Source organism: Nocardiopsis sp. NPDC049922 (genome assembly GCF_040660275.1).
In the GTDB taxonomy this organism is placed as follows: Bacteria; Actinomycetota; Actinomycetes; order Streptosporangiales; family Streptosporangiaceae; genus Nocardiopsis.
This window is the reverse complement of sequence record NZ_JBFAME010000013.1, coordinates 18,164-44,099: the sequence shown is the minus strand read 5'-3', so window position 1 is coordinate 44,099 and position 25,936 is coordinate 18,164. Positions and strand designations below refer to the sequence as shown.

24 protein-coding genes are annotated in these 25,936 nt (G+C 72.8%); 17 read left to right on the top strand and 7 right to left on the bottom strand.

Translation table 11 applies throughout. The features are described 5' to 3' along the window. The first annotated feature begins 46 nt into the window (after positions 1-46). On the top strand, positions 47-1,483 hold the full coding sequence (locus tag AB0I72_RS21870; RefSeq protein WP_358571607.1) for a DUF6177 family protein: 1,437 nt from the start codon (positions 47-49) through the stop codon (positions 1,481-1,483). A 142-nt stretch (positions 1,484-1,625) separates the two neighbouring features. Further along, the gene (eccCa, locus tag AB0I72_RS21865) at positions 1,626-5,627 is read left to right on the top strand and encodes a type VII secretion protein EccCa (protein ID WP_358571605.1); all 4,002 of its coding nucleotides are present in this window, start codon (positions 1,626-1,628) and stop codon (positions 5,625-5,627) included. A gap of 97 nt (positions 5,628-5,724) precedes the next feature. Here the strand turns inward: eccCa and AB0I72_RS21860 are convergent, their stop codons facing one another. The 3 genes from AB0I72_RS21860 to cutA all read right to left on the bottom strand — a co-directional run bounded on the left by AB0I72_RS21860 (position 5,725) and on the right by cutA (position 7,428). Beyond that, on the bottom strand, positions 5,725-6,378 hold the full coding sequence (locus tag AB0I72_RS21860; RefSeq protein ID WP_358571603.1) for a GNAT family protein: 654 nt from the start codon (positions 6,376-6,378) through the stop codon (positions 5,725-5,727). 103 nt (positions 6,379-6,481) lie between these two features. After that, complete coding sequence (locus tag AB0I72_RS21855; protein WP_358571601.1) at positions 6,482-7,084, bottom strand: hypothetical protein; 603 nt, start codon at positions 7,082-7,084, stop codon at positions 6,482-6,484. Then, a complete protein-coding gene (gene cutA / locus AB0I72_RS21850) occupies positions 7,081-7,428 on the bottom strand; it encodes a divalent-cation tolerance protein CutA (protein WP_358571765.1) in 348 nt (115 codons plus the stop codon). The genes AB0I72_RS21855 and cutA overlap by 4 nt, the downstream gene beginning before the upstream one ends. A 61-nt stretch (positions 7,429-7,489) precedes the next feature. Here cutA and pyrE point away from each other — a divergent pair, with 61 nt between their 5' ends. Then, positions 7,490-8,023 (top strand): orotate phosphoribosyltransferase, encoded by a 534-nt coding sequence (pyrE, locus tag AB0I72_RS21845; protein WP_358571599.1) that lies wholly within the window; start codon positions 7,490-7,492, stop codon positions 8,021-8,023. Positions 8,024-8,125: 102 nt separating this feature from the next. On the opposite strand, the gene AB0I72_RS21840 is transcribed toward pyrE, so the two are convergent. Continuing rightward, a complete protein-coding gene (locus tag AB0I72_RS21840) occupies positions 8,126-8,503 on the bottom strand; it encodes a RodZ domain-containing protein (RefSeq protein ID WP_358571763.1) in 378 nt (125 codons plus the stop codon). A 421-nt stretch (positions 8,504-8,924) separates the two neighbouring features. Here AB0I72_RS21840 and fbaA point away from each other — a divergent pair, with 421 nt between their 5' ends. The 12 genes from fbaA to AB0I72_RS21780 all read left to right on the top strand — a co-directional run bounded on the left by fbaA (position 8,925) and on the right by AB0I72_RS21780 (position 21,054). After that, entirely contained in the window at positions 8,925-9,947 is a 1,023-nt protein-coding gene (gene fbaA / locus AB0I72_RS21835) for a class II fructose-bisphosphate aldolase (RefSeq protein WP_358571597.1), read from the top strand. Between the two features lie 290 nt (positions 9,948-10,237). Beyond that, the gene (locus AB0I72_RS21830; RefSeq protein WP_358571595.1) at positions 10,238-10,606 is read left to right on the top strand and encodes a hypothetical protein; all 369 of its coding nucleotides are present in this window, start codon (positions 10,238-10,240) and stop codon (positions 10,604-10,606) included. Positions 10,607-10,670: 64 nt separating this feature from the next. After that, positions 10,671-11,432: an ATP-binding cassette domain-containing protein gene (locus AB0I72_RS21825; protein ID WP_358571593.1), complete on the top strand. Its 762-nt coding sequence runs from the start codon at positions 10,671-10,673 to the stop codon at positions 11,430-11,432. Continuing rightward, complete coding sequence (locus AB0I72_RS21820; protein ID WP_358571591.1) at positions 11,429-12,736, top strand: ABC transporter permease; 1,308 nt, start codon at positions 11,429-11,431, stop codon at positions 12,734-12,736. Before AB0I72_RS21825 ends, AB0I72_RS21820 begins: the two co-directional genes overlap by 4 nt. Further along, positions 12,724-13,383, top strand: coding sequence for a hypothetical protein (locus AB0I72_RS21815; protein WP_358571589.1), 660 nt, complete (start codon positions 12,724-12,726; stop codon positions 13,381-13,383). Before AB0I72_RS21820 ends, AB0I72_RS21815 begins: the two co-directional genes overlap by 13 nt. Next, on the top strand, positions 13,380-13,667 hold the full coding sequence (locus AB0I72_RS21810) for a type II toxin-antitoxin system prevent-host-death family antitoxin (RefSeq protein ID WP_358571587.1): 288 nt from the start codon (positions 13,380-13,382) through the stop codon (positions 13,665-13,667). The genes AB0I72_RS21815 and AB0I72_RS21810 overlap by 4 nt, the downstream gene beginning before the upstream one ends. 91 nt (positions 13,668-13,758) lie before the next feature. Further along, on the top strand, positions 13,759-14,175 hold the full coding sequence (locus tag AB0I72_RS21805; RefSeq protein ID WP_358571585.1) for a DUF3151 domain-containing protein: 417 nt from the start codon (positions 13,759-13,761) through the stop codon (positions 14,173-14,175). A 195-nt stretch (positions 14,176-14,370) separates the two neighbouring features. After that, complete coding sequence (locus AB0I72_RS21800; protein ID WP_358571583.1) at positions 14,371-15,654, top strand: adenylosuccinate synthase; 1,284 nt, start codon at positions 14,371-14,373, stop codon at positions 15,652-15,654. Between the two features lie 48 nt (positions 15,655-15,702). Further along, positions 15,703-16,953: a phosphoribosylamine--glycine ligase gene (purD, locus tag AB0I72_RS21795; RefSeq protein ID WP_358571581.1), complete on the top strand. Its 1,251-nt coding sequence runs from the start codon at positions 15,703-15,705 to the stop codon at positions 16,951-16,953. An 11-nt stretch (positions 16,954-16,964) separates the two neighbouring features. Beyond that, positions 16,965-17,870, top strand: coding sequence for a phosphoribosylaminoimidazolesuccinocarboxamide synthase (locus AB0I72_RS21790; protein WP_358571579.1), 906 nt, complete (start codon positions 16,965-16,967; stop codon positions 17,868-17,870). 372 nt (positions 17,871-18,242) lie between these two features. Continuing rightward, positions 18,243-19,538: a UDP-N-acetylglucosamine 1-carboxyvinyltransferase gene (gene murA / locus AB0I72_RS21785; protein ID WP_358571577.1), complete on the top strand. Its 1,296-nt coding sequence runs from the start codon at positions 18,243-18,245 to the stop codon at positions 19,536-19,538. A gap of 265 nt (positions 19,539-19,803) precedes the next feature. Further along, positions 19,804-21,054, top strand: a complete 1,251-nt coding sequence (locus AB0I72_RS21780; RefSeq protein WP_262391751.1) for a transcriptional regulator — start codon at positions 19,804-19,806, stop codon at positions 21,052-21,054. Positions 21,055-21,166: 112 nt separating this feature from the next. Here the strand turns inward: AB0I72_RS21780 and AB0I72_RS21775 are convergent, their stop codons facing one another. After that, the gene (locus AB0I72_RS21775) at positions 21,167-21,685 is read right to left on the bottom strand and encodes a MarR family transcriptional regulator (RefSeq protein WP_358571575.1); all 519 of its coding nucleotides are present in this window, start codon (positions 21,683-21,685) and stop codon (positions 21,167-21,169) included. Between the two features lie 78 nt (positions 21,686-21,763). On the opposite strand from AB0I72_RS21775, the gene AB0I72_RS21770 reads away from it, so the two are divergent. After that, entirely contained in the window at positions 21,764-22,978 is a 1,215-nt protein-coding gene (locus AB0I72_RS21770) for an FAD-dependent monooxygenase (protein ID WP_358571573.1), read from the top strand. Positions 22,979-23,024: 46 nt separating this feature from the next. Here AB0I72_RS21770 and hisC read toward each other — a convergent pair whose 3' ends face one another. After that, complete coding sequence (gene hisC / locus AB0I72_RS21765) at positions 23,025-24,107, bottom strand: histidinol-phosphate transaminase (RefSeq protein ID WP_358571571.1); 1,083 nt, start codon at positions 24,105-24,107, stop codon at positions 23,025-23,027. A 148-nt stretch (positions 24,108-24,255) separates the two neighbouring features. Between hisC and AB0I72_RS21760 the strand changes: the two genes are divergently transcribed. Further along, entirely contained in the window at positions 24,256-24,990 is a 735-nt protein-coding gene (locus AB0I72_RS21760) for a hypothetical protein (RefSeq protein ID WP_358571569.1), read from the top strand. Here AB0I72_RS21760 and AB0I72_RS21755 read toward each other — a convergent pair. Beyond that, on the bottom strand, positions 24,947-25,936 hold the full coding sequence (locus AB0I72_RS21755) for a MauE/DoxX family redox-associated membrane protein (RefSeq protein ID WP_358571567.1): 990 nt from the start codon (positions 25,934-25,936) through the stop codon (positions 24,947-24,949). The two genes, AB0I72_RS21760 and AB0I72_RS21755, sit on opposite strands and share 44 nt — an antisense overlap.

Genomic DNA, 25,936 nt, shown 5'->3' with positions numbered 1-25,936 from the left:
GCCGGAGACCGTCCGCCCGGCGCCGCCCCGCACGTGAGGAGACCCCTTGAGCCACGACGTGGTCGCTCTGCTGTCCCAGCCGCCCGACCGGCGCTCCCTGACCAGGGCCATGGTCGAGGCCGGACCCGGCCTGAGGGTCCGCCTCGTGGCCGAGGGCGCGTTGGTCGAGCTGCGCGACGACGACGGCCGGATCGTGGCCGCCCTCCAGGCCGCCCAGCGCCTGGCGATGTCCGCCGAGGCCGACCGCCTGTTGGCCGACGGCGTCAGCGACGACCTGCCCGCCGAGCCCTACTGGGTGGAGGCGCACGGAGCCGGGGTCCGGGACGCCGACACCGCGGGCATGGTCCGCCGGTTCGCCCGGTACCTGGCCGACGAGCACGACGGCGTGCTGTGGGAGCCCGAGCGCCGCCTCGATCGGAGCCACCCGCACCTCAACGGCACCACCGACCACCCCGCGGTGACCGCCGTCCCGGGCGAGTGCTTCGTCGTGCTCCAGGACCGCCCCGTGGTACCGCTCTCCCCCTGGCTCCTGGACGCCGTGGCCCGGCACGGACGGGAGGGGCGCCGCCTCCAGCTCGTCACACCCTCCACCAGCCGCCTCACGTACGCGCTGCGCTCCCTGGTCGGCAAACCCGGCTGCCGGTGGGTCGTCCAGGCGCCGGACGGGGCCTACTACGACGGCTTCTCCGGGGTCCCCCTGGTCTGGGACGCCGACTCCGGGTTCGTCGTGGACCCGGACGCCTCCGCCGAGGACGGACCGCACGAGGCGTTCCGGGGGTCCGCGCGGGATCTGGGCGCACAGCTGCTCGTCGAGGTCAACGTGGAGCACCCGGCCACCGACGACCTCCTCCTGGGCGGCGCCGCCGAACTGCTCGCCGAGACCCTGGGCGGCGCCCTCCCCTCCCTGTGGGGCACCGGCGAACCGCTGGCGCAGGCCTGGGACCGCGACGCCGTGACCGCGACGTGCCGCGGGCGCGTGCCCGCCCAGACGCTCATCGCGTTCTCCGGCCCGCCGGAGAGCGTGCGCGAGGAGGGGGTCCGCCCGTTCGCCGGTACCCAGCGGGTGGGGCGGACCGCGAACGGCGTGCGGGAGAACATCACGTTCGCGGTGGGGCACGAGCCCGGCGAGGAGCCCGACATGGCGGCCCTGACCACGGTCGTCAAGGAGCTCGCCGCGCGCGACGTGCTCCAGAACGCGACCGTGCGCCGGATGGGCGGACGGTCCGACCTGACCTATCCGGCCCGGTGGTCGGGGGTGCCGATTCCCGTGGGCGTGGCGCTCGGCGCCGAGGCGGTCTCGACCGTCGGGACGGACCGCGCCCTGTCCGCGCCCGTGCGCTCGATCCCGTTCGGCCCGCCCATGACCCCCGCCGTCTGGTACCGGATCGGGGACGGCACGGAGACGAACGCCTGGGAACGCTTCCGGAGCCTCATGAGGCACCTGCACCCCGGGGGTTCGCCGGGCTCCTCCGCGACGTCCTGACGGAACCGGCTTCGATAGGGTTCTCCGCATCCCGTGAGCCCGCCGGGGCGTTCCCCGCGCTCGCCGCTCCCCCGCACCTCAGGGCACGTGTCCACCCGGCCCGACCCGCCCGCCCCCGCCGCCCGAGCCGAGAGGAACGCCGATGAGCCTCCGCGTCGTGCACCGGCCGACACGGACCGTCCACCCCACTCCGGTTCAGGAACCCCACGAGGTGGAGGCGCCGCCCACGCTCCCCGACGGGAAGACGCAGGGCAACCCCCTCATGTCCATCCTGCCGATGGTGGGCATGATGGCGTCGCTGACGATCATGATGGTCATGCGCAACCCGGCGTTCATGGCGCTCGGCGCCGTGCTCCTGTGCGTGGCACTGCTCGGCGCGCTCGCCATGCTGTTCTCCCGGCGCGGCCAGGTCGGCCGGCAGCGCCGCAACCAGCGCGAGCTCTACCTCCAGTACCTGGAGGAGCTGCGCGAGGAACTGAGCGGCTGGGAGCAGCGCACCCGCGCCCACGCCCGGCTGCTCGACCCCCCTCCCGAAGCGCTCTACGACGTCGTCCGCGACCCCACGCGCCTGTGGGAGCGCCGCCGTCGCCACCGCGACTTCCTGCGGGTGCGGATCGGCACTGGTCTGACCGAGGGCCGCCACCTGCGGCTGGCCGAGCAGGGCACCGCCCTCACCCCCACCGACCCGTTCATGCTCTCCGAGGCCCAGGCCGCGATCCGCCGGTTCGAGACGATCCCGGAGATGCCGCTCACCCTCCCCCTGGACATGGCCGGGAACGTCAGCGTCATCGGCGGGCGCGAGGACGTGATGCGCCTCGTCCGCGCCCTGGCCGCCCAGTTCGGCGCCTTCCACGCCCCCGAGGACGCGGGACTGGCCGTCTCCTACCCCGCCGAGCGCGCCGACGACTGGACCTGGCTGCCGTGGCTGCCGCAGGTCCTGGACCCGCGGCGGCGCGAGGGCGGCGCCGCGGTCCGCCTCATCGCGCCCGACCCCGGCACGCTGGGCGGGCTCCTCTCCGACGAACTGCGCTCGCGCACGGACTTCGCGTCGGAGGTCCGCCGCGGGATGGGCAAGCGCGAGGCGTACCGGATGCTCCGCCGTCTGCTCGTCATCCACGACACCCATGGAGGGGTCGCCGCCGAACTGGTCCGGCCCGACCACGCGTTGGACCCGGCCGACCTGGGCGTGACCGTGCTGCACCTGGTGTCGCGGCAGATCGACGAGCCCGGCGACGTCAACGTGCGCGTCACCGTGACCGGCGACCAGGTGCGGATCGAGGAGCTGCGCGGCGACGACCCCGTCGTCATGACCGGCACCGTGGACGACGTCCCGGCCGCCGCCCTCGCCGGCCTCGTCCGCATGCTCGCGCCGCTGCGGCTCTCCCCCGACTCGGTCGAGGAGAGCGCGCAGGAGGGCGGCAACGTCGACTTCCCGGCCCTGATGGGGGTGCGGGACCCGGGCGCGATGGACGTGCGGCGCCTGTGGTCGCCGCGCAGCGAACGCGCGTTCCTGCGGGTGCCGATCGGTGTGGACGACATGGGGCAGCCGGTCGTGCTGGACCTCAAGGAGTCGGCCCAGCTGGGCATGGGTCCGCACGGGCTCTGCGTCGGCGCGACCGGCTCCGGCAAGAGCGAGATGCTGCGCACCCTCGTCCTGGCGCTGGCCGCCTCCCATCCCCCCGAACGCGTGAGCATGGTGCTGGTCGACTACAAGGGCGGCGCCACCTTCGCCCCGTTCGAGGACATGCCGCACGTCGCCGGCGTGATCACCAACCTGGAGGACGACGCCGCGCTGATCGAGCGCGTGTACGCGAGCCTGTCGGGTGAGGTCCAGCGCCGCCAGCAGGTCCTGCGCGACGCCGGGAACGTGGCCAACATCGGCGACTACCAGTTCAGGCGCCAGCACGACCCCGGCCTGCCGCCGCTTCCACACCTGCTCGTCATCATCGACGAGTTCGGCGAACTCCTCACCGCCCGGCCCGACTTCATCGAGCTGTTCCTGTCGATCGGCCGGATCGGCCGCAGCATCGGCGTGCACCTGCTGCTGTCCAGCCAGCGCATCGAGGGCGGCAAACTGCGCGGCCTGGACACCTACCTGTCCTACCGCCTGGGTCTGCGGACCTTCTCCGAGGAGGAGAGCCGCACCGTCCTCAACACCCCCGACGCCTTCCACCTGCCGTCCCTGCCCGGTTTCGGCTACCTCAAGGTGGACACCAGCGTCTACCAGCGGTTCAAGGCGGGCTACGTGTCGGGACCCTACCGGGGACCGGTGGCCGAGGAGGAGGACACCGACGCGACCCCGTCGGTGCGCCGGTACACCGCCTACAACGAGCAGGACGACGCCTCCGGGGTGCGGGCGGACGCACCGGCCGAGGAGGAGTCGCCGATGCCCTCCCGCACGGTCGGCCCGACGCTGTTGGACGTCATGGTCGGCCAGTTCTCGCGGCACGGGGAGCGGACGCGCGAGATCTGGCTGCCGCCGCTGCCGTCCGTGACCTCCCTGGACGCGGTGGTCGGCGAGCCGGAGGAGACCGACCAGGGGCTGCGGCTGCCCGGCGAGCGCGGGCACCTGAGCGTCCCGGTCGGGCTGTTGGACGACGCCGCCAAGCAGTGGCGGGGCGTGTGGGAGCTGGACCTGACCGCCTCCGGCGGGCACGCGGCGATCATCGGCGGCCCGCAGAGCGGCAAGACCACCCTGTTGCGCACGATGGTGCTGTCGCTGGCCCTCACGCACACGCCGCAGCAGGTCGCCGTGTACTGCCTGGACCTGGTCGGCGGCGGGTTGCAGTCCCTGGCGGGGCTGCCGCACGTGGGCGGCGTGGCCGCGCGCACCGACTCCGAGCGGGTGCGGCGCACCGTGGAGGAGCTGCGCGGGATGCTGGACCACCGCCAGGAGGTGTTCCGGGAGCGGGGCGTCGACTCGGTGCGGCAGCTGCGACGGAAGCACGCCCGAGGCGAGGTGCCCGAGCTGGCCAGTGCCGACGTGGTGCTGTGCGTGGACGGGTTCGGGGCCGTTCGCAAGGACTTCGAGGACATCGACCCGATCGTCAACGACCTGCTGCAGCGCGGCGGCGGGTACGGCATCCACGTGGTGGCGGGGATGCTGCGGTGGAACGACGTGCGCATCGCGGCGCAGTCGAACTTCGGGCAGAAGGTGGAGCTGCGCCTGAACGACCCGTCGGAGTCGACGATCGACCGCAAGCTGGCGGAGACGATCGGCGCCGGGATGCCCGGCCGGGTGCTCACGGACGCCGAGCTGTTCGGGCAGGTGGCACTGCCGAGGTTCGACGGCGTCACAGGCGACGAGGGGCTCGGTGAGGTCGTGGAGGCCGCGGTGCGCTCCGTGGACCGGGCCTGGCGCGGCAAGCGCGCGCCGGAGGTGCGCGTCCTGCCGCACGAGCTGCCCGCGCGCACGCTGCCCACCCGGGAGTCCGAGCCGAGGAAGGTGCCGATCGGAGTGGACGAGCGGGCCCTGGAGCCGGTGCTGCTCGACCTGTTCGACGGCGACCAGAACCTGCTGGTCCTCGGGGACGGCGGGTGCGGCAAGACCAACCTGCTCCGCCTGGTGGCCGAGGGACTGGTCGAGCGGTACGGCTCGGACGAGGTGGTGTTCGCGGTGATGGACCCGCGGCGCACCCTGCGCGACCTGGTCCCCGAGGAGTACATGGGCGGGTACGCGAGCAGCCCGCGGGTCTGCGCGGGACTGGCGGGCGGCGTCGCCAAGGAGCTGGAGGGCCGCCTGCCCGAGGACGGGGACCTCGACGCGCTGGAACCGGGGTCGGTCAAGGGCCCCCGGATCGTGGTGATCGCGGACGACTACGACGTGCTCACGACGGCGGGCCAGAAGCCGCTGGCGCCGTTCGTGCCGTTCGTGTCCAACGGGCGCGACATCGGGCTGCACTTCGTGGTGGCGCGCCGCGTGGCCGGTGCCGGGCGCGGGCTGTTCGACCCGCTGGTGCAGGCGATGCGGGAGATCGGCACCGGCGCCCTGGTGATGTCGGGCGACCGCGGTGAGGGACAGCTCCTGCCCAGGCTGTACGCCTCGCCGCAGCCGCCCGGACGCGGCACGTGGGTGGCGCGGGGCGGTTCGGCGCGGTTGGTGCAGACCGCCCTGAGGACGCCGGGGGGATCCGACCGGGGGTGACGGTTCGCCGGACGCCCCCGTCGCGCCCCGCCCCCGGGCAGGGGCGAGGGCCCGGGAGCGGGAGCCCGGCCCGGAGCGGAGGTCAGGCCGGGGCCGGTCAGTCGACGGCGTCGAGCCCGAGGAACGGCAGGCACGGTTCCACGCCCTCCACGGTGACCGGAACCGTGCGGTGCCTCTCCCAGTCCTCCCTGGTCAGCCTGTACCGGTGGTCCACCACCGAGGCGCCGCGCACCTCCACCAGCGAGACGCCGTTCGGCCGGTAGCCGAGCTTGCGCGACACCCGCTCCGAGGCCGCGTTGCCCTCGAGCACCGCCGTCTCCGCCGCGACCGCGCCCAGTTCCGCGAACGCCAGGTGCAGCACGGCCGCGCGCATCTCGGTCCCGATCCCCCGGCCCTGGTGGCGGCGGCCCAACCACGACCCCGTACTCACCTGGCGGGTGACCGCGAAGTCCCGCCCGCTCACGTCCTGCACCCCGACCACGGTGCCCTCGCACACCACGACGAGGTTCAGACTCCACGCGCGCGGGGTCATGTCGGCCATCCGCGCCAGGTTGTACCGCACGACCCTGAGCGCCACCTCGTCGGGGGTCCCCTCGGTCCACGGTTCGACGAAGGGCATCGAGCCCGGGTCGTGGACCCCGCCCGCGGCGGTCTCGGCCAGTCGGCCCAGGTCCTCGGTGTCGGGCAGCCGCAGTTCGAGACGCGGGGTGGTCAGGCGCAGTCCCATCGGAGGGAAGTAGGTGCTGAGCATGCCTGCATTCTTCGTGCCAGGGCGTCCGCGTGTCACCCGGATTTCCGTGTCGGACCAGGCCGTCCGCGTGGCGTCCGGGCCCGCCGCCGGGTCCGGAACGGTGTCAGCCGGTGCCCCGCAGCTCCGTCAGCAGCTCCCGCAGAACGGTCGCGGCCTCCCCCGGCACGGTCTCGCGCACCGTCCACCCGCGCATCCCGGCGAGGCGGGCGACGTGCGCGCGGGCCGGGTCGGTGAGCAGGTAGCCGCACGGGGCGTCCGGCCAGTCGGCGACCATCGGCAGGTGCTCGGACCGGTAGGCGGGCGGCTCGTCCTCCAGGGAGCCGGTGTCCGCCGGATCCCCCACCGCCCCCTCCGGACTCTGCGCCCGCTCCAACTCCGCCCGCGTGGAGCTGCCCGGCCCCGGCAGGAAGGCGTCCACGAGGACGTACCCGAACACCGGCCGGTGCGCCGCGCGCTGTGCCGCGCCCACCGCGCCGACGAGCGGGCCCGCGTCCCCCTCGGCGACCAGGGCGACCGGGCTCGCGGCGTCCACCAGGCGGTTGATCTCCAGGCTGGCGCGGGCGACGTAGCGGCCCGCGTGCGGGGGGCGGCGGTCGCCCTCGATCCCGGGCTGGACGGGCGTGACGCCCTGGTCGGCGAGGGCGTCCGCCAGACCGGGGAGCCGCGAGGGGCGGCCGAGCGGCGGTGGGAGGAGGACGGCGATCACGCGGTGCCGCCGCCCCGTGTCTCGTCGGCCACCCACTCCAGGTACGCGGCGTTGCCCCCGGTGACCGGGACGGCGACGACCTCGGGGACGTCGTAGGGGTGGATCTCCACGACGTGCGCGGTGAGCGCGTCCACCCGGTCGGCGGACGTCTTGGCGACCACCAGCCACTCCTCGTCGGCGTGGACCTCGCCCTCCCACCGGTAGAAGCTCGTGATCGGCCCGCTCACCTGCGCGCACGCGGCCAGGCGGTGCTCGATCAGCGACCGCGCCACCCGCTCCGCCCCCTCCCGGCCGTCGACGGTGGTCTCCACCCGGACGGTGCCCTCGGGTCCCGGCACGGTCACCCCTCCCGACCTGGGCGGGCGCGTCCGCGCGGCGCCGCCCGGTGTTCTAGGCTCACTGATCATGAGCGAACGTGATGAACTCCTGCGTCAGATCAACGATAAGGCGGTCGTCCGCGGGAAGGTGACCCTGTCCTCCGGGATGGAGGCCGACTACTACGTCGACCTGCGCCGGGTGACCCTGGACGCGAAGGCCGCGCCGCTGGTCGGCTCGGTCATGTTGGACAACGTCGCGGACCTGGAGTTCGACGCCGTGGGTGGACTGACCCTGGGCGCCGACCCGGTGGCCACCGCGATGCTGCACGCCGCGCACGCGCGCGGCCGCGAACTGGACGCCTTCGTGGTGCGCAAGGCGGGCAAGGCGCACGGCCTCCAGCGCCGGATCGAGGGCCCCGACGTGCGGGGGCGGCGCGTCCTCGCCCTGGAGGACACCTCGACCACGGGCGGCTCCGTGCTGACGGCGGTGGAGGCGCTCCGTGAGGCGGGCGCCGAGGTGGTGGCGGTCGCGTTGATCATGGACCGCGGCGCGCGCGAGCGCGTGACCGGGGAGGGCCTGGAGTACCGGGCGGTCTTCGAGGCGTCCGACCTGGACATCTGAGTCCGGGCGCGGCGCGGGAGAGCGACGCGGGACGGTGCGGCGGCGGGGTCGACGGCCCCGCCGTCGGTGTGTGCGGGCGGTGTGGAGGCGCCGACCGCGGGTCTACCCGTCGATGGTGAAGCTGTAGTCGTCGCTGCGGTCGGAGATGTCGCGCTGGCTGCCGTTGACGAAGACCTCCACCGCCGAGGGGTCGCTGATGGTGACCTCCAGCGGCGCCTGGGCGAAGGTGATCGATCCGCCGTGCCTTATCACCTGGTCGTGCAGCACGTCACCGCCCGGGACCCGGACGAAGACGTTGCTGGACTCGCCGATGACGCGCACGTAGAGCACGCCCATGTTCTCCGGTTCCTCCACGTCGGCGGAGGCTTCTGACGCGTTGGCGCTCACGCTCGTGCCGTCGCTCGGCAGCGACCGGTAGAGGAAGTAGCCCCCGAGGGCCACCAGAGCGGCCAAGAGCAGGACGGCCCCGACGATGGCCATCACCTGGCCAACGCCGCGCGGATCGTTCCTGTGCCTTCCCACGGCGTTGAATGTAGCGTGTATCACGACAAAAAGCGACAGCGGGCGCCCGAATACCTCGTGAGTCCACCGATTCGGGCACGTGCGCACGCGCGTCGCTCGCCCTCCCGCGGCCCTGGGCGACCGGTTCGCGCCGACCCCGGAGGCCCCACGCCCGCGAACTGCGCATACGCGCCCAGCCTCGGCCAATTTGGTCTAGACCTTTTCAAGGGCTCCGTGCATTCGGGATACTTGGACGACACCTGGTGGACACCCCCGGACGCGGCCCTCCCCTTGGGCCGACCCCCCGACGGCCGGCCTCCACCGGGGCAACGCACGTGGGGTGCCGTCGGGCGAAGGACCGGCGGCCGCTCGCTCCAGGCCGATTCCAGGGAGAGTAAGCATGCCCATCGCCAGCCCCGAGGTCTACACCGAGATGCTGAGCCGCGCGAAGTCCCAGGGCTTCGCCTACCCGGCGATCAACGTGACCTCCAGCCAGACACTCCACGCCGCCCTGCGGGGCTTCGCCGAGGCGGAGACCGACGGCATCGTCCAGATCTCCACCGGCGGCGCCGAGTTCCTCTCCGGGGCCACGGTCAAGGACATGGTCACCGGCTCGGTCGCCTTCGCCGAGTTCGCCCGCGTGGTCGCCGACAAGTACCCGGTGAACGTCGCCCTCCACACCGACCACTGCCCCAAGAACAAGCTCGACGGCTTCGTCCGCCCGCTGCTGGAGATCTCCAGGGAGCGCGTGGCCAACGGCCAGGAGCCGCTGTTCCAGTCCCACATGTGGGACGGCTCGGCCGTCGACCTGGAGGAGAACCTCCAGATCGCCGAGGAGCTGCTGGCCGCCTCCAAGGCCGCCCGCACCATCCTGGAGATCGAGGTCGGCGTGGTCGGCGGCGAGGAGGACGGCATCGTCGGCGAGATCAACGAGAAGCTGTACACGACCCCCGACGACGCCCTGCGCACCGCCGAGGCCCTGGGCCTGGGCGAGAAGGGCTACTACATGACCGCCCTGACCTTCGGCAACGTGCACGGCTCCTACAAGCCGGGCTTCGTGAAGCTGCGCCCGGAGGTCCTCAAGGAGGCCCAGGAGGCGGTGGGCCAGAAGTACGGCAAGGCCAAGCCGTTCGACTTCGTGTTCCACGGCGGGTCCGGCTCCACCCTGGAGGAGATCCACGAGGCCATCGAGTACGGCGTGGTGAAGATGAACATCGACACCGACACCCAGTACGCGTACACCCGCCCCGTGGTCGACCACGTCATGCGCAACTACGACGGTGTGCTCAAGATCGACGGCGAGATCGGCAGCAAGAAGGCCTACGACCCGCGCGCCTACGGCAAGGCCGCCGAGGCGGGCATGGCCGCGCGCGTCGTCGAGGCCGCCCAGCAGCTGAAGTCCGCGGGCAACAAGATGGCGTAGTGACGGACGGCGCCCGTGCGGAACGGGCGCGGTTCGCGACAGGGGCGTCCGGGTGCGGGAACGCACACGGGCGCCCCTTCTGGTTTTCCACAGGTTATCCACAGATCCGCACCCGCATTCGCGGAAAACCAGCTCCACATTAACCAACAAAACGTGATTAATCGCCCAACGGAAAGAAGGTTATCCACACCCCCGTTTCAGCGAAGCGCGCCCGGGAATTCTCTTCAACGCCTCGACCCCTCGGCGAAGAATGAGGAAAAGTGAAGACCAGGAACAGCATCGCGCGTACCGTGGCGGTTGGCGTTCTGACGGCGGGGACCGTGCTCGTCGGAGCGACGGCGTGGGCCGGGACCGACACCGCGATCGGTCACGCCGCCGCCCCCTGTGGACTCGGCGCCAGCATCCCCAGCCAGTACGGGAACACGGTGGCCGGCACCGGATCACGCACCGAGTGCGGCGGCAAGGTGACGCTCACCGTCCAGGTCCGCAAGCACCGCCCCGCGTGGCCCGATCTGACCGTGGCCGAAACCACCAGGACCGATTTCACGTCCGGGAATCTCACCGCGCGCGGCGGCTGCGAGGGAAAGGGAACGTACTTCACCGAGACCCGCAGCTCGACCGGAAACAAACTCGCCTCCGGACGCGTCAACCGATGCTGAGGGAGCCGACCGAAATCCCCCGCTGACCACCACGCGAGTTCGACGAGTGGAAACGGACGAGCCCATGCGCGTCACCGCAGAGGACCTGGAATTCCGGTACCGGCGCGGGAGAAGGGTCCTGAACGGCCTCTCCTGGACCGTCGAGCCCGGTGTCACCGGCCTGATCGGGCCCAACGGATCGGGCAAGACCACCCTGCTCTCGCTCATGGCGACGCTGCTGCCGGTCAGAGCCGGACGGCTGCTCCTGGGCGAGCACGACCTCTCCACGGCGGCGGGGCGGTCCGGAGCACGGTGGGCGTTGGGGTTCGTCCCCCAGCGCTTCTCCCTCGCCGGGGAACTCACCGTGGCGGACACGGTCGCCTACGCGGCCTGGGCGCAGGGGGTGGGTCGGCGCGGGTGCGGGGCGGCGGCGCGGCGGGCCCTGGACCTGGTCGACCTCACCGACCTCGCCGGTCACCGCACCCGCACGCTGTCCTGCGGCCAGCGCCGACGCGTCGGCATCGCCGCCGCGCTCGCGCACGACCCCCGGATCCTCGTCCTGGACGAGCCCACGGCGGGTCTCGACCCCGGGCAGCGGCTCCGCGTGCGCGAGGCGGTCGCCCGGCTCGGGCGGGACCGGACCGTGCTGGTCGCCACCCACCTCATCGAGGACGTCGCCCACGTGTGCTCCCGCGTCGGCGTCCTGGCGGGCGGCCGGATCGAGTTCGACGGCACGTTCGCCCGACTGGAGGAGATGATCGCGGACGGCTCCGGTGGGAGCCCCCACGGCTCCGGGTTCGAGCGGGCCTACGACCGGCTGATCGCACGGATCGGGGAGCGCGCATGACACCCGCCGCGACCCGTACCTCACCGCTGTTCTGGCCGCTGCCCCGGGTGTTCGTCCTGGTTCCCGCCGCGGTCATCCTCCTGCTCACGCTCGCCTCGACGTGGGGCCACCTGTCCTGGCGGGCGCTCGACTGGGTCCACCTGTCCTCCGAGGTCGGCGCCCAGGCACGCCTCCCGGTCGCGGTGGCGGCGGGCGCCGCCGCGCTGGTGGCCGCCCGGTTCGCCCGTCCCACCCTCGTGTTCGCCCAGCGTTGGCAGCCGCGCGTGGAGCGGGACGTCCCGCGGCGGCACTGTGCGGTGGTCACGGGCTGGTGCCTGGCCGCCTACCTCGCGGGGCTGGTCCCGCTCACCGTCGCCGTCGCCGCGCGGGGCGCCGGGGTCCCGGACGTGTCCGCGGTCGCGGGCGCCCTGGTGGGGTTCGCCTCCCTGACCGTGTCCGGCTACCTGTGCGGCGTCGCGCTGCGCGGCCCGCTCGCCGTCCCCGTGGCGATCGGCCTGGTGTTCCTCCTCACCAGCCTCCCCCTGGTGGCCGACGCCTGGAGCGCGCTCGCCCTCCAACTCCCCGTCTCCCCCTCCCTGGGGACACGGGAGAGCACGGCCCTCGGCCTCTACCGGCTGGGGTACTTCCTGCTCCTGATCGTCGCGCTCTCCTGGACGGTCGCGTGGCTGGTGCGGACGCCGCGACGGGTCTCGGCGGCGCACGGACTGGCCGTGGCGGCCGTCGCGGTCGCGCTCGTCCTGCCCCACCTGCGCCCGTTCCCGCTGCTGGCCTACGCCGGGGACGGCGCCGAGGTCTGCGACGAACGCGACGGCGTGCGCTACTGCGTCCACGAGGGACACCGGGACGAACTCGCCACGATCGTCGGCCTCGCCGCTCCGGTGTTCGACGCGTACGGCCTGCCGGGAGCGGCGCCCGCCCAGGTGCGCGATCTCAGCCTGGCCGGGGACGACGGCGAGGTGCTCCGCGGAGTCGAGCGCGGCGTGCTCTGGGTGCGCGTGTACCCGGGGTGGGACCCGTACCAGGAGGTGCCGGCGACCGCGGCGGACTGGCTCGTGCCCGACGTGTTCCGGTGCGGTTCCGGCGGCGTGGCCAGCCTGGCCCCGGGCGCCGAGCCGTCGGCGCGTCGGGCCGCGGTCGTGGAGGGCCTGCGGACCTGGTTGGTCTCCCGGGCCCAGGGCGACCCGTCGGGCGCCGAACCCTTCGCCGGGGTCTCCCCCGACCAGGTCCGGGCCTGGATCCGCCGCGACGCGGATCGCCTCGCGGCGTGTGAGGTGGCCCCGGAGGACCTGCCATGGCGAACGTGATCGCGCGGCCGTCCCTGCTGCCGATGACGGGGGCGCTGGTCGCCGCGGTGGTCGCGGCGCTGCTCGGTCTGGCGGCGTCGGGTGTCGTGGTGCCGGTCGCCCTCGTCGGCTGGCCGAACGAGGAGCAACGCGTCCCCGTCGCGGAACTGCTGTGCGTGTGCGCGGCCTCGGCGGGAGCGTGGTCGAACCGGCCCCGGCTGTGGGTCTGGGAGCGGCTGGGGGGCGTCCGAACCCGGCTGCGGGCGGCGGCGGTGGCGGTCCTCGGCGCGTCGCTGCCCGCCCTCGCGGTCCTGGCCGTCCTGCCCGCCGCCGACCAGGCGGAGCACCGTTGGCTGATGGTCACCAACGTGCTCCTCTCGGCCTCCGGCGTGTACCTGCTCGCCCCCGTCCTCGGCCCGGTGGTCTCCGGACCGGCCGTCCTGGCCGGTGTGTTCCTGGGCGCCGTGGCCTGCGACGCCGTGCCGGGACTCCACCGGGTGGTCCCGTACGCCTACGCGGACGGCGACGGGTGGGTCGTTCCGGACCTGCTGCCGCCCGGCGCGGTGCCCGCCCTGGCCGCCGCGGCCGTCCTGACGGCGGGGGGCGTCCACGCGGCGACCCGGGGAACCACCGCGCGCGTGCACCTGAGAGCGGAGGTCGAGGGATGAGGACCATGACCGACTCCGAGTTCCGTGCGGACCACGCCGCCGTACTCGACTCGGTGGTCGAGGACCGCGAGGAGGTCGTCGTCACCGGAACCGGGCGGGAACCCGTGGTCCTGGTGACGCTCCGCGAGTACGAGGCCCTCAGGGAAACCGTCCACCTACTCCGCTGCCCGGAGAACGCCCGCCGACTCGCGACCGCGATCGAGGAACTGGAGTCCGGCCACGGGGTCGAACGATCGTTGGGAGGTGAGACCCGTCCGGGCGAGCAGCGGTCGGCGGAGCCGTGACCGATGCCGAAGGCGGCCGGGGAACTCCGAGCGCGGTGGGACACGGGTTCCCGGGCCCGGGCCGGGCCGGGCGCGGTGGCAGGATGGGCCCATGAGTCTGCACCAGAACCTGCTGGGCGAACCGCCCGCCACCCGCCTGCCCGACGACCCCGAGGCCCGCGAGGCGCTGGCCGCGTCCGACGACCCCACCCCGGTCGCGGGCCGGTTCCCCTCCTACTCCGCCGCCTGGGCGCACCTCGCGGAGAACGCCCTCGCCCAGGGCCAGCCGGTCACCGCCTACGCCTACGCCCGTACGGGCTACCACCGCGGACTGGACCAGCTGCGCCGGGCGGGCTGGAAGGGCCACGGGCCGATCCCGTGGGACCACGAGCCGAACCGGGGCTTCCTGCGCGCCCTGCACGCGCTGGGCACCGCCGCCGGGGAGATCGGTGAGGCCGAGGAGGCCGAGCGGTGCTCGACCTTCCTGCGCGAGTCCAGCGCCGAGGCCGCCGACGCGCTCAACGCCTGAACCCGCTCGTCCACAGGGTGTGGACGGACTCCGTGCGCACCGTCCACACCCTGTGGACATCACCGCCCGGAGCACGGAACCACAGGTCGTGTACCCTCAATACGCAACGGCCCCTGTCGCTGCCTTGCGCCAGGGGTTCATCCATGTCCGGGGTGGGAAAGCCTCGGTCAGGCGTCGAGCGAAGAGGTTGAGACAATGCCGGCGATCACGCTCGTGGGGGCCCAGTGGGGCGACGAGGGCAAGGGCAAGGCGACCGACCTTGTCGGTGACCGCGTGGACTACGTGGTCCGCTACCAGGGTGGCAACAACGCCGGGCACACGGTGGTCATCGGCGACCAGAAGTACGCCCTCCACCTGCTGCCGTCCGGCATCCTCTCCCCGAACGTGGTGCCGGTCATCGCCAACGGCGTCGTCATCGACCCGGGCGTCCTCCTGGAGGAGCTGGAGGGCCTCAACGCGCGCGGCGTGGACACGTCCCGCCTGCTCATCTCCGCCAACGCGCACCTGATCATGCCCTACCACCGGGCCCTCGACAAGGTCAGCGAGCGCTTCCTCGGCAAGGCCCGCATCGGCACCACCGGCCGCGGCATCGGCCCCACCTACGCCGACAAGGTCTCCCGGCAGGGTGTCCGCGTGCAGGACATGTTCGACCCCAAGATCCTGCGCAAGAAGATCGAGCTGTCCCTCAACGACAAGAACCAGCTCCTCACCAAGGTGTTCAACCGGCGCGGTCTGGAGGTCGAGCCGATCGTCGAGGAGTACCTGGGCTACGCCGAGCGCCTGCGCCCCTTCGTCGCCGACACCTCGCTCATCCTCAACCGCGCGCTGGACGAGGGCAGGACGGTCTACCTGGAGGGCTCCCAGGGCACGCTGCTCGACATCGACCACGGCACCTACCCGTTCGTGACCTCGTCCTCCCCCACGGCGGGCGGCGCGGCGGCGGGCGCGGGCATCGGCCCCACCCGCATCACCAAGGTGGTCGGCATCCTCAAGGCCTACACCACGCGCGTCGGCTCCGGCCCCTTCCCCACCGAGCTCCACGACGAGCAGGGCCAGTGGCTGCGCACCCAGGGCGGCGAGTACGGCGTCACCACCGGCCGTGACCGCCGCTGCGGCTGGTTCGACGCCCCGATCGCGCGCTACGCCACGCGGGTCAACGGCATCACCGACTTCTTCCTCACCAAGCTCGACGTGCTCACCGGCCTCGACCGCATCCCGGTCTGCGTCGCCTACGACGTCGAGGGCGTCCGCCACGACGAGATCCCGATGACGCAGACCGACTTCCACCACGCCGTCCCCGTGTACGAGTACCTCGACGGCTGGAACGAGGACATCACCGGCGCCCGCCGATTCGAGGATCTGCCCAAGAACGCCCAGCGGTACGTGCGTACCCTTGAGGAGATGGCGGGAGCGCCCATCTCCGCCATCGGTGTCGGCCCGGGCCGCGACGAGACGCTGGAGCTGCGCTCCCTCGTCTGATCCGACGCCGCACAGTCAGTCCGCCTTCAACCCGAAGAGGCCCCTGTAGTGAAAGCCCTCGTTCTCGGCGGCGGAGGCCGCGAGCACGCACTCGTCCGCGCTCTGTCCCTTGATCCGGGTGTCACCAGTATCCACTGCGCGCCGGGCAACCCCGGTATCTCGGACCTGGCAGAGAACCACGTCATCAACGTGACCGACGGCCTGGCCGTGACCGAGCTGGCCGCGCGCATCCGCGCGGAGCTGGTCGTGATCGGTCCGGAGGCGCCCCTGGTGGCCGGGGTGGCGGACGCCCTGCGCGACCGCGGCATCCCCGTGTTCGGGCCCGACCAGGCGGCCGCCCGCCTGGAGGGCTCCAAGGCCTTCGCCAAGGAGGTCATGGAGGCGGCCGGCGTGCCGACCGCCCGGGCCCGGGTGTGCCGGAACGCGGGCCAGGTGTCGGAGGCCCTCGACGAGTTCGGCGCCCCCTACGTCGTGAAGAACGACGGGCTGGCCGCGGGCAAGGGCGTCGTCGTCACCGAGGACCGCGCCGCCGCCGAGAGACACGCGCGCGAGTGCGGCCGCGTGGTCATCGAGGAGTTCCTCGACGGCCCCGAGGTGTCCCTGTTCGTGCTCAGCGACGGCGCGCACGCGCTCCCGCTGCTGCCCGCCCAGGACTTCAAGCGCGCCTACGACGGCGACGAGGGCCCCAACACCGGCGGCATGGGCGCCTACGCCCCGCTCCCCTGGGCCCCGGCCGGGCTGGTGGACGAGGTCATGGAGTCGGTCGTGCGGCCGACCCTCATGGAGATGAACCGGCGCGGCACGCGCTACCAGGGCCTGCTGTACGTGGGACTCGCGCTCACCTCGCGCGGCCCGCGCGTGGTGGAGTTCAACGCGCGCTTCGGCGACCCGGAGACCCAGGTGGTCCTGGACCGGCTGGCGACGCCGATCGGCGCGGTCCTCCAGGCCACCGACACCGGGGGCCTGGGCTCCATCGGCTCCCTCCAGTGGAAGCCGGGCGCCGCGGTCACCGTGGTCGTGGCCGCCGAGAACTACCCCGGCGACCCGGTCAAGGGCGACGTGATCGGCGGACTCGACGCCGCGGACGCGCTGGACGGCGCCTACGTCCTGCACGCGGGCACCGACTGGGACGGTCCGAGCGACGTCAGGTCCAACGGCGGGCGCGTGCTCAACGTCGTCGGCACCGGCGCCGACCTGCGACAGGCCCGCGAGCGGGCGTACGAGGCGGTGAGCCGGATCGAGCTGCGCGGTTCGTTCCACCGGACCGACATCGCCGAGCGCGCCGCGGCGCAGCTGTAGGGGGTCCGACGATGAGCGGCTTCGTCGTCCAGCCCCCGCACACCGAGGTGGAGGGGCTGACCCACCTGCACACCGGCAAGGTCCGCGACCTGTACGCGACCGCCGACGGCCGACTCGTGATGGTCGCCAGCGACCGGGTCTCGGCCTACGACTGGGTCCTGCCCACCGACATCCCCGGCAAGGGACGCCTGCTCACGCAGCTGTCCCTGTGGTGGTTCGACCAGCTCGCGGACCTGGTTCCGAACCACGTCGTCTCCGACGTCCCGCCGGAGGGCGCTCCCGCGTCCTGGGCCGGGCGCACGCTCGTGTGCCAGCGCCTGGACATGGTTCCGGTCGAGTGCGTGGCGCGCGGCTACCTGGCGGGATCCGGCCTGGCCGAGTACCGCGCCGACGGCACGGTCTGCGGCGTCCCCCTCCCCGAGGGGCTGACCGACGGCTCCGAGCTTCCGGAACCGATCTTCACCCCGGCCACCAAGGCCGAGGTCGGCGACCACGACGAGAACGTCTCCTTCGAGGTCGTCGCCGAGCGGCACGGGGCGGAGCTCGCCGCCGAGCTGCGCGACCTCACCCTGGCCGTGTACGGCAGGGGGCGGGAGATCGCGCGTGAACGGGGCGTCCTCCTCGCCGACACCAAGTTCGAGTTCGGCCGCGACGCCGACGGGCGGCTGGTGCTGGCCGACGAGGTCTTCACCCCGGACTCCTCCCGGTACTGGCCCGCCGACGCGTGGGAACCGGGCGGGCCGCAGCCCTCCTTCGACAAGCAGGTGCTGCGCGACTGGCTGACCTCGTCCGACTCCGGGTGGGACCGGGCCTCGGACACGCCTCCGCCGGAACTGACGGCCGAGGTCGTGGAGCGGACCCTGGGTCGTTACATCGAGATCTTCGAGCGTCTGACCGGCACGAAGCCCGCGTTGTGACGTGTGGCGCGTGCGTGATTCCGCGCACGGGCCTCCGTTCCGGACGCCGGAGCACGTATGGTGGTGGGGTCGAGTCGGGCTCCGGAGCGTGGCCCGACGCGCGGCCCCCATCCCGGTCTTCTCCGACAGACTTGTGCCACTTTGGACGTTTGTCGGGACTCCATCCGTGATCTGCGGGTATACCACGTTCTGGGCCGGTACACGCGAGTGGGTGCTATAGAGTCGTCGCGAACCACCGGTTCACTGGCCACGCAGGTCACGCGCAAGATGGTCGCAACGTTCCAGGGGTGACCCGCGTCCAAACCGCATACAGGCGGTGCCCGTCGAGGGTGACCCCTTTTTCACATCTGCCTCACAAAGGAGCACAAGAGCATGGGCCAGGAGGTTCGTTACCGCGTCCGCGGCGGACGCCCCCTCAGCGGAACGGCGTTCATCCAAGGCGCGAAGAACGCCGTCCTGCCGATGATCGGCGCCGCCCTCCTCGCGGCGAAGGGCCGTACGGTGCTGCGCAATGTCCCGGTCATCGAGGACGTCTACCGCGCACTGGAGCTCGCCGAACACGTGGGCGCCAAGGTCGAGTTCCATGAGGCCGAGCGGACCGTCGTCATCGACGCCTCCACTCTGACCGACCCGGAGCGCGCCGTCCTGCCCGCCGAGATCGCGGCCCGCTTCCGCGGCTCCGTGCTCTTCGTCCCGGCGCTGATGCACCGCACGGGCCGCGCCCGCATCGAGGGCGTCGGCGGGTGCAACCTCGGCAGCCGCAACCTCGACTTCCACTACCGGGGCTTCGCGCGCCTGGGCGCCGAGGTCACCGAGGACCTCGAGCGCAACCACATCAACGTCGAGGCCAGCAACCTCCGCGGTGGCCGCCTCTACCTCGACACCCCCTCGCACACCGGCACCGAGAACCTCATCATGGCCGCCGTGCTGGCCCCCGGCACCACGGTGATCGAGCACGCCGCGCTGGAGCCCGAGGTCCTGGACGTCATCGCGTTCCTGACCGCCATGGGCGCGAGGATCAGCGGTGGCGGAACCGGTCTGATCACCGTCGAGGGCGTCGAGGAGCTCACCGCCGTCGAGCACACGATCATGTCCGACCGCATCGACGCCGGCGTGTTCGCGATGACCGTCGCCGCCACCGGTGGCGAGGTCAGCCTGGTCGGCGCCCAGCTGGACCACCTGGGCGTGGCCCGCTGGAAACTCGAGCAGATGGGCGTCGGCTTCTCCCAGGAGGGCGCCGTCCTGCACGTCCACCGGGACCCCTCCGTTCCGCTCCGCCCGATCAACGCGGTCACCTCGCCGTTCCCCGGCTTCGCGACCGACCTCCAGTCGCCGCTGATGGCCCTGGCGACGCTGGCCGAGGGCGAGAGCTACATCCACGAGGCCATCTACGACGGCCGCTTCGCCCTGGCCGACGAGCTCAACAAGATGGGCGCCAAGATCGAGGTGGAGGGCACCCGCGCGATCGTGCACGGACCCACCAACCTGCGCGGGACCGAGGTCATCGCCCACGACCTCCGTACCGGCGCGGCGCTGGTCCTCGCCGGACTGGTCGCCGAAGGTGAGACAATCGTGGCGCCTGGTTATCTGGTGGACCGCGGTCACTCCCAGTTCGCGACGCGGCTTGCCGCGCTCGGCGGCGACGTGGAGCGCGTCACCGTCTCGTAGGAGTCGAGGGCGCAGTTCAAGCCGGGGTGGGGGGTCGTCCCCCACCCGGGCTTTCGGCGTTGATATGGAAAACGATCTTCTTTGGCCCCGCACAATGGGTACGATCTCGGCAATCATGCCGTGACAGAGATCGGGTCGGGAAACCAGTGGGCGCACATAGTGAAGAGCGTGGAATGGTAGCGGGGAGCAGCCCGAGGTGAGTGCCCAGCGTACTGGCGATTTGACGATCGGCGTCATAGGGCCCCATGAGGTGGTCGAACGGGTCATGCTCATGGGACCGGGGTCCACGGGGCCCCTCAACGCCAGACTCATCGCCGCCGCGTACCGAGATGAGCAAGAGGCGACGGACAAGGTCGTCAGGCTGGGTTCGGCGATCGACGCCTACCTGTTCGCCAGCCCTGTCCCCTACGAGTTCGCGCGCAAGGCCGGGGTCCTGACGATGCCCGCCACCTTCGTGCCGCTCGGCGGGGCGAGCCTGCACGAGGCCCTGCTCCGAGCGACCCTCGACGACCGCTTCGACCCGACCAGAGCCAGCCTGGACGTGCTCAGCCGCGCCGACGTCGTGGAGGCCTACTCCGAGGTCGACCTGCCCGTGGACGGGATCCACGTGCACGAGGAGCTGACCAACACCGCGCAGCTGACCTCCTTCCACGAGGGACTGTGGCGGCGCAAGGCGACCAGGATGGCGATCACCTGCGTGCGCGGCGTGGCCGAGCGGCTGGAGGCGATCGGTGTCCCCGTCGTCCGGCTCCGGCCCACCAACGCGGGCGTGCGCAGCGCCCTCCAGACCGCGGGGCTGCTGGGAGCGCACCACCGGTTGGAGGAGGCGCAGCTGGGGGTCGTCGTGGTGGACGTGCCCACGCTGCGGGACTCGTCGCGCCGGTCCACCCCCCGGTACTGGCGGGAGGAGCTGCGTCTGTCGCTGCACCGGCTGCTGCTCCAGGAGGCGCACCGGATCAACGCCACGGCGCACCGGTTGGACGACCATTCGTTCATGGTGACCGCGACCCGCGGGTCCCTGGTCACCGCGACCGAGGGTTTCCGGCAGCCGCCGTTCGTGGAGCGGATCAAGGCGGAGCTGGGGATCGCGATCGAGGTCGGCATCGGCATGGGGCGCACCACCCAGGACGCCGAGGCACACGCCCGGGCGGCCCTGAACCGCGCCCAGGCGTCGCGTCAGAGCTTCGCGGTGGACCGCGAGGGTCGTTCCCTGGTCCCGGCCCAGCGCGCGCCCGCACGGCAGTCCTCCGAACCGCTGCGCACCAAGGGGCGGGAGACGCTGATTCGGCTGTCGGAGAAGATCGCCGAGGAGGACGGCCCCCTGGTCGTCGACGCGGAGAACGCCGGGCGGATGCTCGGCGTCACCTCCCGGACCGCGCGGCGGCTGCTGCGCACGCTCGTGGAGGAGGGGTTGGCGTGGCCGCTGCCGCCCAACCGCACCCTCCAGCCCGGCCGGCCGCGCCAGCTGTACCGGCTGATCGTGGAGAAACTCGACAAGGACGCCGCGGGCAAGTAGCCGCGACGCCGCGCGCCGCCCCGTACGCGGGGGCGCCCTCGGAGGGCGCCCCCGCGCCCGTTCGGGACGCGCCCCAACGTACGCCGACGGGACCCGCTCGTGCGGTCGCCGCCTACGACCGATCGCCCCCGTCCCCCTCGCCCATCTGGGCGGCGGCCTGGATCTGGAGCCGCGCGTTGGCGTCCAGGAAACGCGTGATCAGGGCGATCTCCTCGTCCCCGTACTCCTTCATCAGCCGGGCGAGCGCGACGGCGTAGCCCGCGAACAGCTCTCCGGCGGCTTCGGAGAGCCCCTCCGCCATCTCGACCACCACGCGCCGCCCGTCACGCTCGTCCTTGCGGCGGCGGACGTAGCCCCGCTTCTCCAGGCGGGTGACGATCCCCGTGACCGAGGCCGGGGCCAGTCCCGACCCGCGCACGATCTCCCCCGCCGTCATCGGCCCGTTCCGCTCCAGCAGCCCGAGGGTCTTCCAGTCGCTGGGACCGATCCCGAGCCGCTCCCCCAGCGCGGTGTGGTACATGACGGCGGCGTCGCTCGACCGCCGCCCCGCCGCGCGGAACTCGTCGAGCAGGGCGGCCCGACGCGCGCCGGCCTCGTCGTCCGCACTCCCGCCGCCAGCGTCGGTTGACACAGCGGAACCTCCTCCATATATTTCGTTCGAACGAAAGAAATAAATGATCCGACACCAACCTACCCCAGGAGGGGCGACATGCGCGCCATCGTCATCGGATCCGGCATCGGCGGGCCGGTCGCGGCCACCGCCCTGCGCCGCGCCGGGATCGACGTCTCGGTCCACGAGGCCCACGCGGGCCCCGGCATCACCCTCGGAGCCCAGCTCAACCTCGCGCCCAACGGCCTGGCCGTGCTGCGGACCCTCGGACTGCTCGACGCCGTCCTGGCCGCGCCCGGCACCATCCCCAACTCCGCGATCGACTTCCGCTCCGGCACCGGCCGCCGCCTGGGCATGATCGACGACGGCTCCACGGCCCTGGAGGAGGGGCTCCAGTCCGTCAGCGTCCGGCGTGGCGAACTCCAGGCGGCGCTCGCCCGGGCCGCGAGCGATCACGGCGTCACCGTCGAGTACGGTCGGCGGTTCGTCCGCCACACCGACACCGGCTCCTCCGTCGTCGCCGAGTTCGAGGACGGCTCCACGGAGGAGGCCGACATCCTCATCGGCGCCGACGGCATCCACTCCCGGGTCCGCCGGGGCATGGACCCGTCCGCGCCCGCTCCCGTGTACACCGGCCTGCTCGACCAGGGCGGGTGGACCTCCGCGCCCGGCCTGCCGACGACCCCGCCGTCCACGAGTCGGCTGGTCTGGGGCCGCCGTGCCTTCTTCGGCTACCAGAGCGCCCCCGACGGCACCGTGTACTGGTTCGTCAACACCCCGCACCGCGACCTCGACGAGGCCGAGCTCCGGAGTCACGACGCCGCGTGGTGGAAGCGGAGCGCGCTGGACCTGTTCACCGACCAGATGCCCGAGATCACCGCGATCCTGGAGGCGAGCGAGGAGCGCTGGTTCACGCCGCGCGCCGTCCACACCATCCCGACGCTGCCGCACTGGGTCCGGGGCAGGGTGGGACTGCTCGGCGACGCGGCGCACGCGCTCCCCAACTCCAGCGGGCAGGGCGCGTCCATGGCGCTGGAGGACGCCGCGACACTGGCCACGTGCCTGCGCGACGTCACCGGCCCGGCGGCGGCCCTCGCCACCTACGAACGGCTGCGCCGTCCCCGTGTGGAGCGGATCATCACCGAGGGCACCCAGCGGGGGGACCTCAAACTGATCACCAACCCGGTGGGGGTGTTCCTGCGCGACAGGGTGCTGCTGCCCCTCGTCTTCCGCATGGTGGCCAGGACGGAGGGGCACTCGTGGATCTTCGACCACCGCGTCGACTTCGACGCCCGGGTCAGCCCCGTCGGCTGAGGGACGCCCCCGGCGAGGGGCGTCCCGGACGCCGACGCGTGTGCGGCTAGCGGCGCTCGGCGTAGGCCGTGGCGACGGACAGGAACACGTCGTTCTCCTCGGGGGTGCCGAGGCTGACGCGGGCCCCCTCGCCGTCGAACGGGCGGACCGAGACGCCGACCTTCGCGCACTCGGCGGCGAAGTCGAGGGTGTGCTCCCCGAGGCGCAGCCAGACGAAGTTGGCCTCGGTCGGCGGGACCGTCCATCCGGCGGCGACCAGGGCCTCCCGCACCCGGGTGCGCTCCTCGACCGTGGCCGCCACGCGTTCCATCAGCTCGTCGCGCGCGGCGAGGGAGGCGGCGCCGGCCGCCTGGGCGAGGTGGTTGACGGCGAACGGCACCAGCGTCTTGCGCACGGCGGCGGCCACGTGCGGGTGGCCGACGAGGTAGCCCAGGCGCAGCGCCGCCAGACCGTAGGCCTTGGAGAACGTCCGGAGCACGGCGACGTTCGGGCGGTCGCGGTACAGCCGGACCCCGTCCGGCACCCGCGGGTCGCGCACGTACTCGTGGTAGGCCTCGTCGAGGATGACCAGGACGTGTTCGGGGACCCGGTCGAGGAAGGCCGTCAGCTCGTCCTCGGGCAGGGCCGTGCCGGTGGGGTTGTTCGGGTTGCACACCAGCACCATGCGCGTGTTCTCGGTGATGGCGTCGGCGATCGCGTCGAGGTCGTGGGTCTCGTCGCGGAGGGGGACGCGCACCGAGGTCACACCCGCCAGTTCGGCCAGGAGCGGGTAGGCCTCGAAGGAGCGCCAGGCGTAGACGACCTCCGCGCCCGGCTCGCCGACGGCCTCCAGCAGCTGCTGGAGCACGCCGACCGAACCGGCGCCCAGCGCCACGTGCTCCTCGGGGACCTCCAGGAACCGGGCGAGGGCGCCCACGAGTTCGGTGGCGCCGGGGTCGGGGTAGCGGTTCAGCTCCGCGGACGCCCGGGCGACGGCCTCACGCACGGACGGAAGCGGCCCGAGGGGGCTCTCGTTGGAGGACAACTTGATGGACCGCCCGTCGGGCCCGACGACCTTCCTGCCGGGCTTGTAGGCGGGGATGCTCTCCAGCACCGACCGCAGATATGGCGATTTCGGCTCCGACACCATTGTCCTTCCTCAATACTTTGTGTTATCCCCGCGACACGATCAGCGATATCGTGCCCGGATCGATCACCGCTCCCAAGCGGAAATATCGCACAAACGAGGAGATTGCACCATGCTTTCGCGTCATCGCCCCGCCACTTCCGCTCGAATCATGGCAGCTCAGGGCTCCGGTGCGCACAACGGCCCAGGCGTCCGGTCACTGGCCCTCCCCGTGACCCTGTCCATGGTCCTGGCGCTCTCCGCGTGCGGTTCCGGCGGGGAGGAACAGGAGCAGGCGGCGGACGCCCCCAACGCCGAGGCGGCCGCGCGGCTGCACGAGGCCCAGCCGACGTCCTTCCGCGACGCCACGCTGCTGCCCGAGGGCAGCGAGAGCGGCACCTACGCCGATCTCGCCACGGTCCAGTACAGCGAGCAGGTCCGCGAGAGCACCGAGATCGACAAGCCCGAGTGCGTGGACGCCGCCAACCGGTGGGGCGACCTCGACAGCGTTCGCGCCGCGCCCGCGTCGGTGGCCTCCTACGAGTGGCCCGAGGGCTCGGTGTCGAGCGTCCTCGTCCAACTCGACGAGGAGGAGGCGGCCGAGGCGATGGAGGTCGAACCGCCGTCCTCCTGCACGTCGTACAGCGCCACCTACGCCGACGGCACGTCCTCCGACTACGGCGTGCGCGAACTCGACACGCCGGCGGTGGGCGACGAGTCGCGCGCGTTCCTCATCGAGGTGCGCACCGGGGACGAGGAGAGCCACATGCTCAGCCTCATGTACCGCAACGGCGGCCTGCTGGGCGCCACCTCCGTCCTCGGCGGCGGCGACGTGGCGGAGTACGAGGACATGCTGGTGGGGTTCACCGAGGCAGCCATCGCTCGTCAGGGGCAGATGCTGGAGTGACGGGCTCGCCCGCGGCCCGGGCCGCCCGCAGCGCCCTGGCCTCGCGTTCGGGGTCCCGAACCGCGTCGTCCCGTTTGGCCGCCACCCGGGGGCGGGGCAGCTTGCGGGGCGGCCCCGGCAGTGCGCGCCTGGTCACGGCGCCGAAGGACGCGGACACGATCCCGCTCTCCCGGTCCACCAGCGCCGCGCGCACCGCGGTCCGACCGCGTCCACCGATCCGGACCGCGAAGACGACGTCCACCCGGCGTCCGTGCCGCATCCCGTCGTAGCGCAGGAACCTCCAGCAGCCGTGCCGCCACACGTCCTGGGGCTCGGCCCCCAGCATCACGGGCCGGTTGGTCCGCCACACGTCGCTGGAGCGCAGCCGCGCCATGGTGCGGCGCGCCGAGGCCGTGCGGAGCTCGCACGGCTCCTTGCCGGTGAGGCGCGCGGCCAGCTCCCGCAGCTCCGGACTGAGCGCCGCCAGCAGAACCAGCTCCCCGCCCAGGACCACGGCGTGCGTGACGGTGAACCCGGTGAGGGCCGTCCATCCCGTCGGGGCGAGGCCGAGTGTGGACAGGGCGGCGAGCGCGAGCAGTCCGGCGCGGGTCAGCGTGCGCCAACCGATCGGCGCCCGGCTCAGGCCGCCGAAGCATCCGCACCCGGCCTCCGGGTCGCGTCGACGCGCCAGGAGGAGGACGACGACCGATGCGGCGAACAGCGCCGCCGTGCCCGCGCGGGCCGCCGTGCCCAGTGCCCCCGCGAACCCGATGAGTCCGACGGCGAGCACGGCCTCCAGCAGGCCCGAGGCCACGGTGACCGGGCGGCGCAGACGTTCGGTCAGCAGGACGGCCAGACCGGACCTGGCGGCCCCGGTGGTGGTCTTGGCGACGGCCCCGAACATCAGCAGCACGGTCAGCAGCGGCAACTGGACCTCGCGGACCGCCTCGACGATCTCGGTCGGCAT

What these genes read in the sequence shown, in the direction of transcription:
- eccCa (WP_358571605.1), top strand. Translation starts at nt 1,626, where the DNA reads ATGAGCCTCCGCGTCGTGCACCGGCCGACACGGACCGTCCACCCCACT.
- AB0I72_RS21860 (WP_358571603.1), bottom strand. Translation starts at nt 6,378, where the DNA reads ATGCTCAGCACCTACTTCCCTCCGATGGGACTGCGCCTGACCACCCCG.
- pyrE (WP_358571599.1), top strand. Translation starts at nt 7,490, where the DNA reads ATGAGCGAACGTGATGAACTCCTGCGTCAGATCAACGATAAGGCGGTC.
- AB0I72_RS21840 (WP_358571763.1), bottom strand. Translation starts at nt 8,503, where the DNA reads ATGGCCATCGTCGGGGCCGTCCTGCTCTTGGCCGCTCTGGTGGCCCTC.
- fbaA (WP_358571597.1), top strand. Translation starts at nt 8,925, where the DNA reads ATGCCCATCGCCAGCCCCGAGGTCTACACCGAGATGCTGAGCCGCGCG.
- AB0I72_RS21825 (WP_358571593.1), top strand. Translation starts at nt 10,671, where the DNA reads ATGCGCGTCACCGCAGAGGACCTGGAATTCCGGTACCGGCGCGGGAGA.
- AB0I72_RS21820 (WP_358571591.1), top strand. Translation starts at nt 11,429, where the DNA reads ATGACACCCGCCGCGACCCGTACCTCACCGCTGTTCTGGCCGCTGCCC.
- AB0I72_RS21815 (WP_358571589.1), top strand. Translation starts at nt 12,724, where the DNA reads ATGGCGAACGTGATCGCGCGGCCGTCCCTGCTGCCGATGACGGGGGCG.
- AB0I72_RS21810 (WP_358571587.1), top strand. Translation starts at nt 13,380, where the DNA reads ATGAGGACCATGACCGACTCCGAGTTCCGTGCGGACCACGCCGCCGTA.
- AB0I72_RS21805 (WP_358571585.1), top strand. Translation starts at nt 13,759, where the DNA reads ATGAGTCTGCACCAGAACCTGCTGGGCGAACCGCCCGCCACCCGCCTG.
- AB0I72_RS21800 (WP_358571583.1), top strand. Translation starts at nt 14,371, where the DNA reads ATGCCGGCGATCACGCTCGTGGGGGCCCAGTGGGGCGACGAGGGCAAG.
- AB0I72_RS21790 (WP_358571579.1), top strand. Translation starts at nt 16,965, where the DNA reads ATGAGCGGCTTCGTCGTCCAGCCCCCGCACACCGAGGTGGAGGGGCTG.
- murA (WP_358571577.1), top strand. Translation starts at nt 18,243, where the DNA reads ATGGGCCAGGAGGTTCGTTACCGCGTCCGCGGCGGACGCCCCCTCAGC.
- AB0I72_RS21780 (WP_262391751.1), top strand. Translation starts at nt 19,804, where the DNA reads ATGCTCATGGGACCGGGGTCCACGGGGCCCCTCAACGCCAGACTCATC.
- AB0I72_RS21770 (WP_358571573.1), top strand. Translation starts at nt 21,764, where the DNA reads ATGCGCGCCATCGTCATCGGATCCGGCATCGGCGGGCCGGTCGCGGCC.
- hisC (WP_358571571.1), bottom strand. Translation starts at nt 24,107, where the DNA reads ATGGTGTCGGAGCCGAAATCGCCATATCTGCGGTCGGTGCTGGAGAGC.
- AB0I72_RS21760 (WP_358571569.1), top strand. Translation starts at nt 24,256, where the DNA reads ATGGCAGCTCAGGGCTCCGGTGCGCACAACGGCCCAGGCGTCCGGTCA.
- AB0I72_RS21755 (WP_358571567.1), bottom strand. Translation starts at nt 25,936, where the DNA reads ATGCCGACCGAGATCGTCGAGGCGGTCCGCGAGGTCCAGTTGCCGCTG.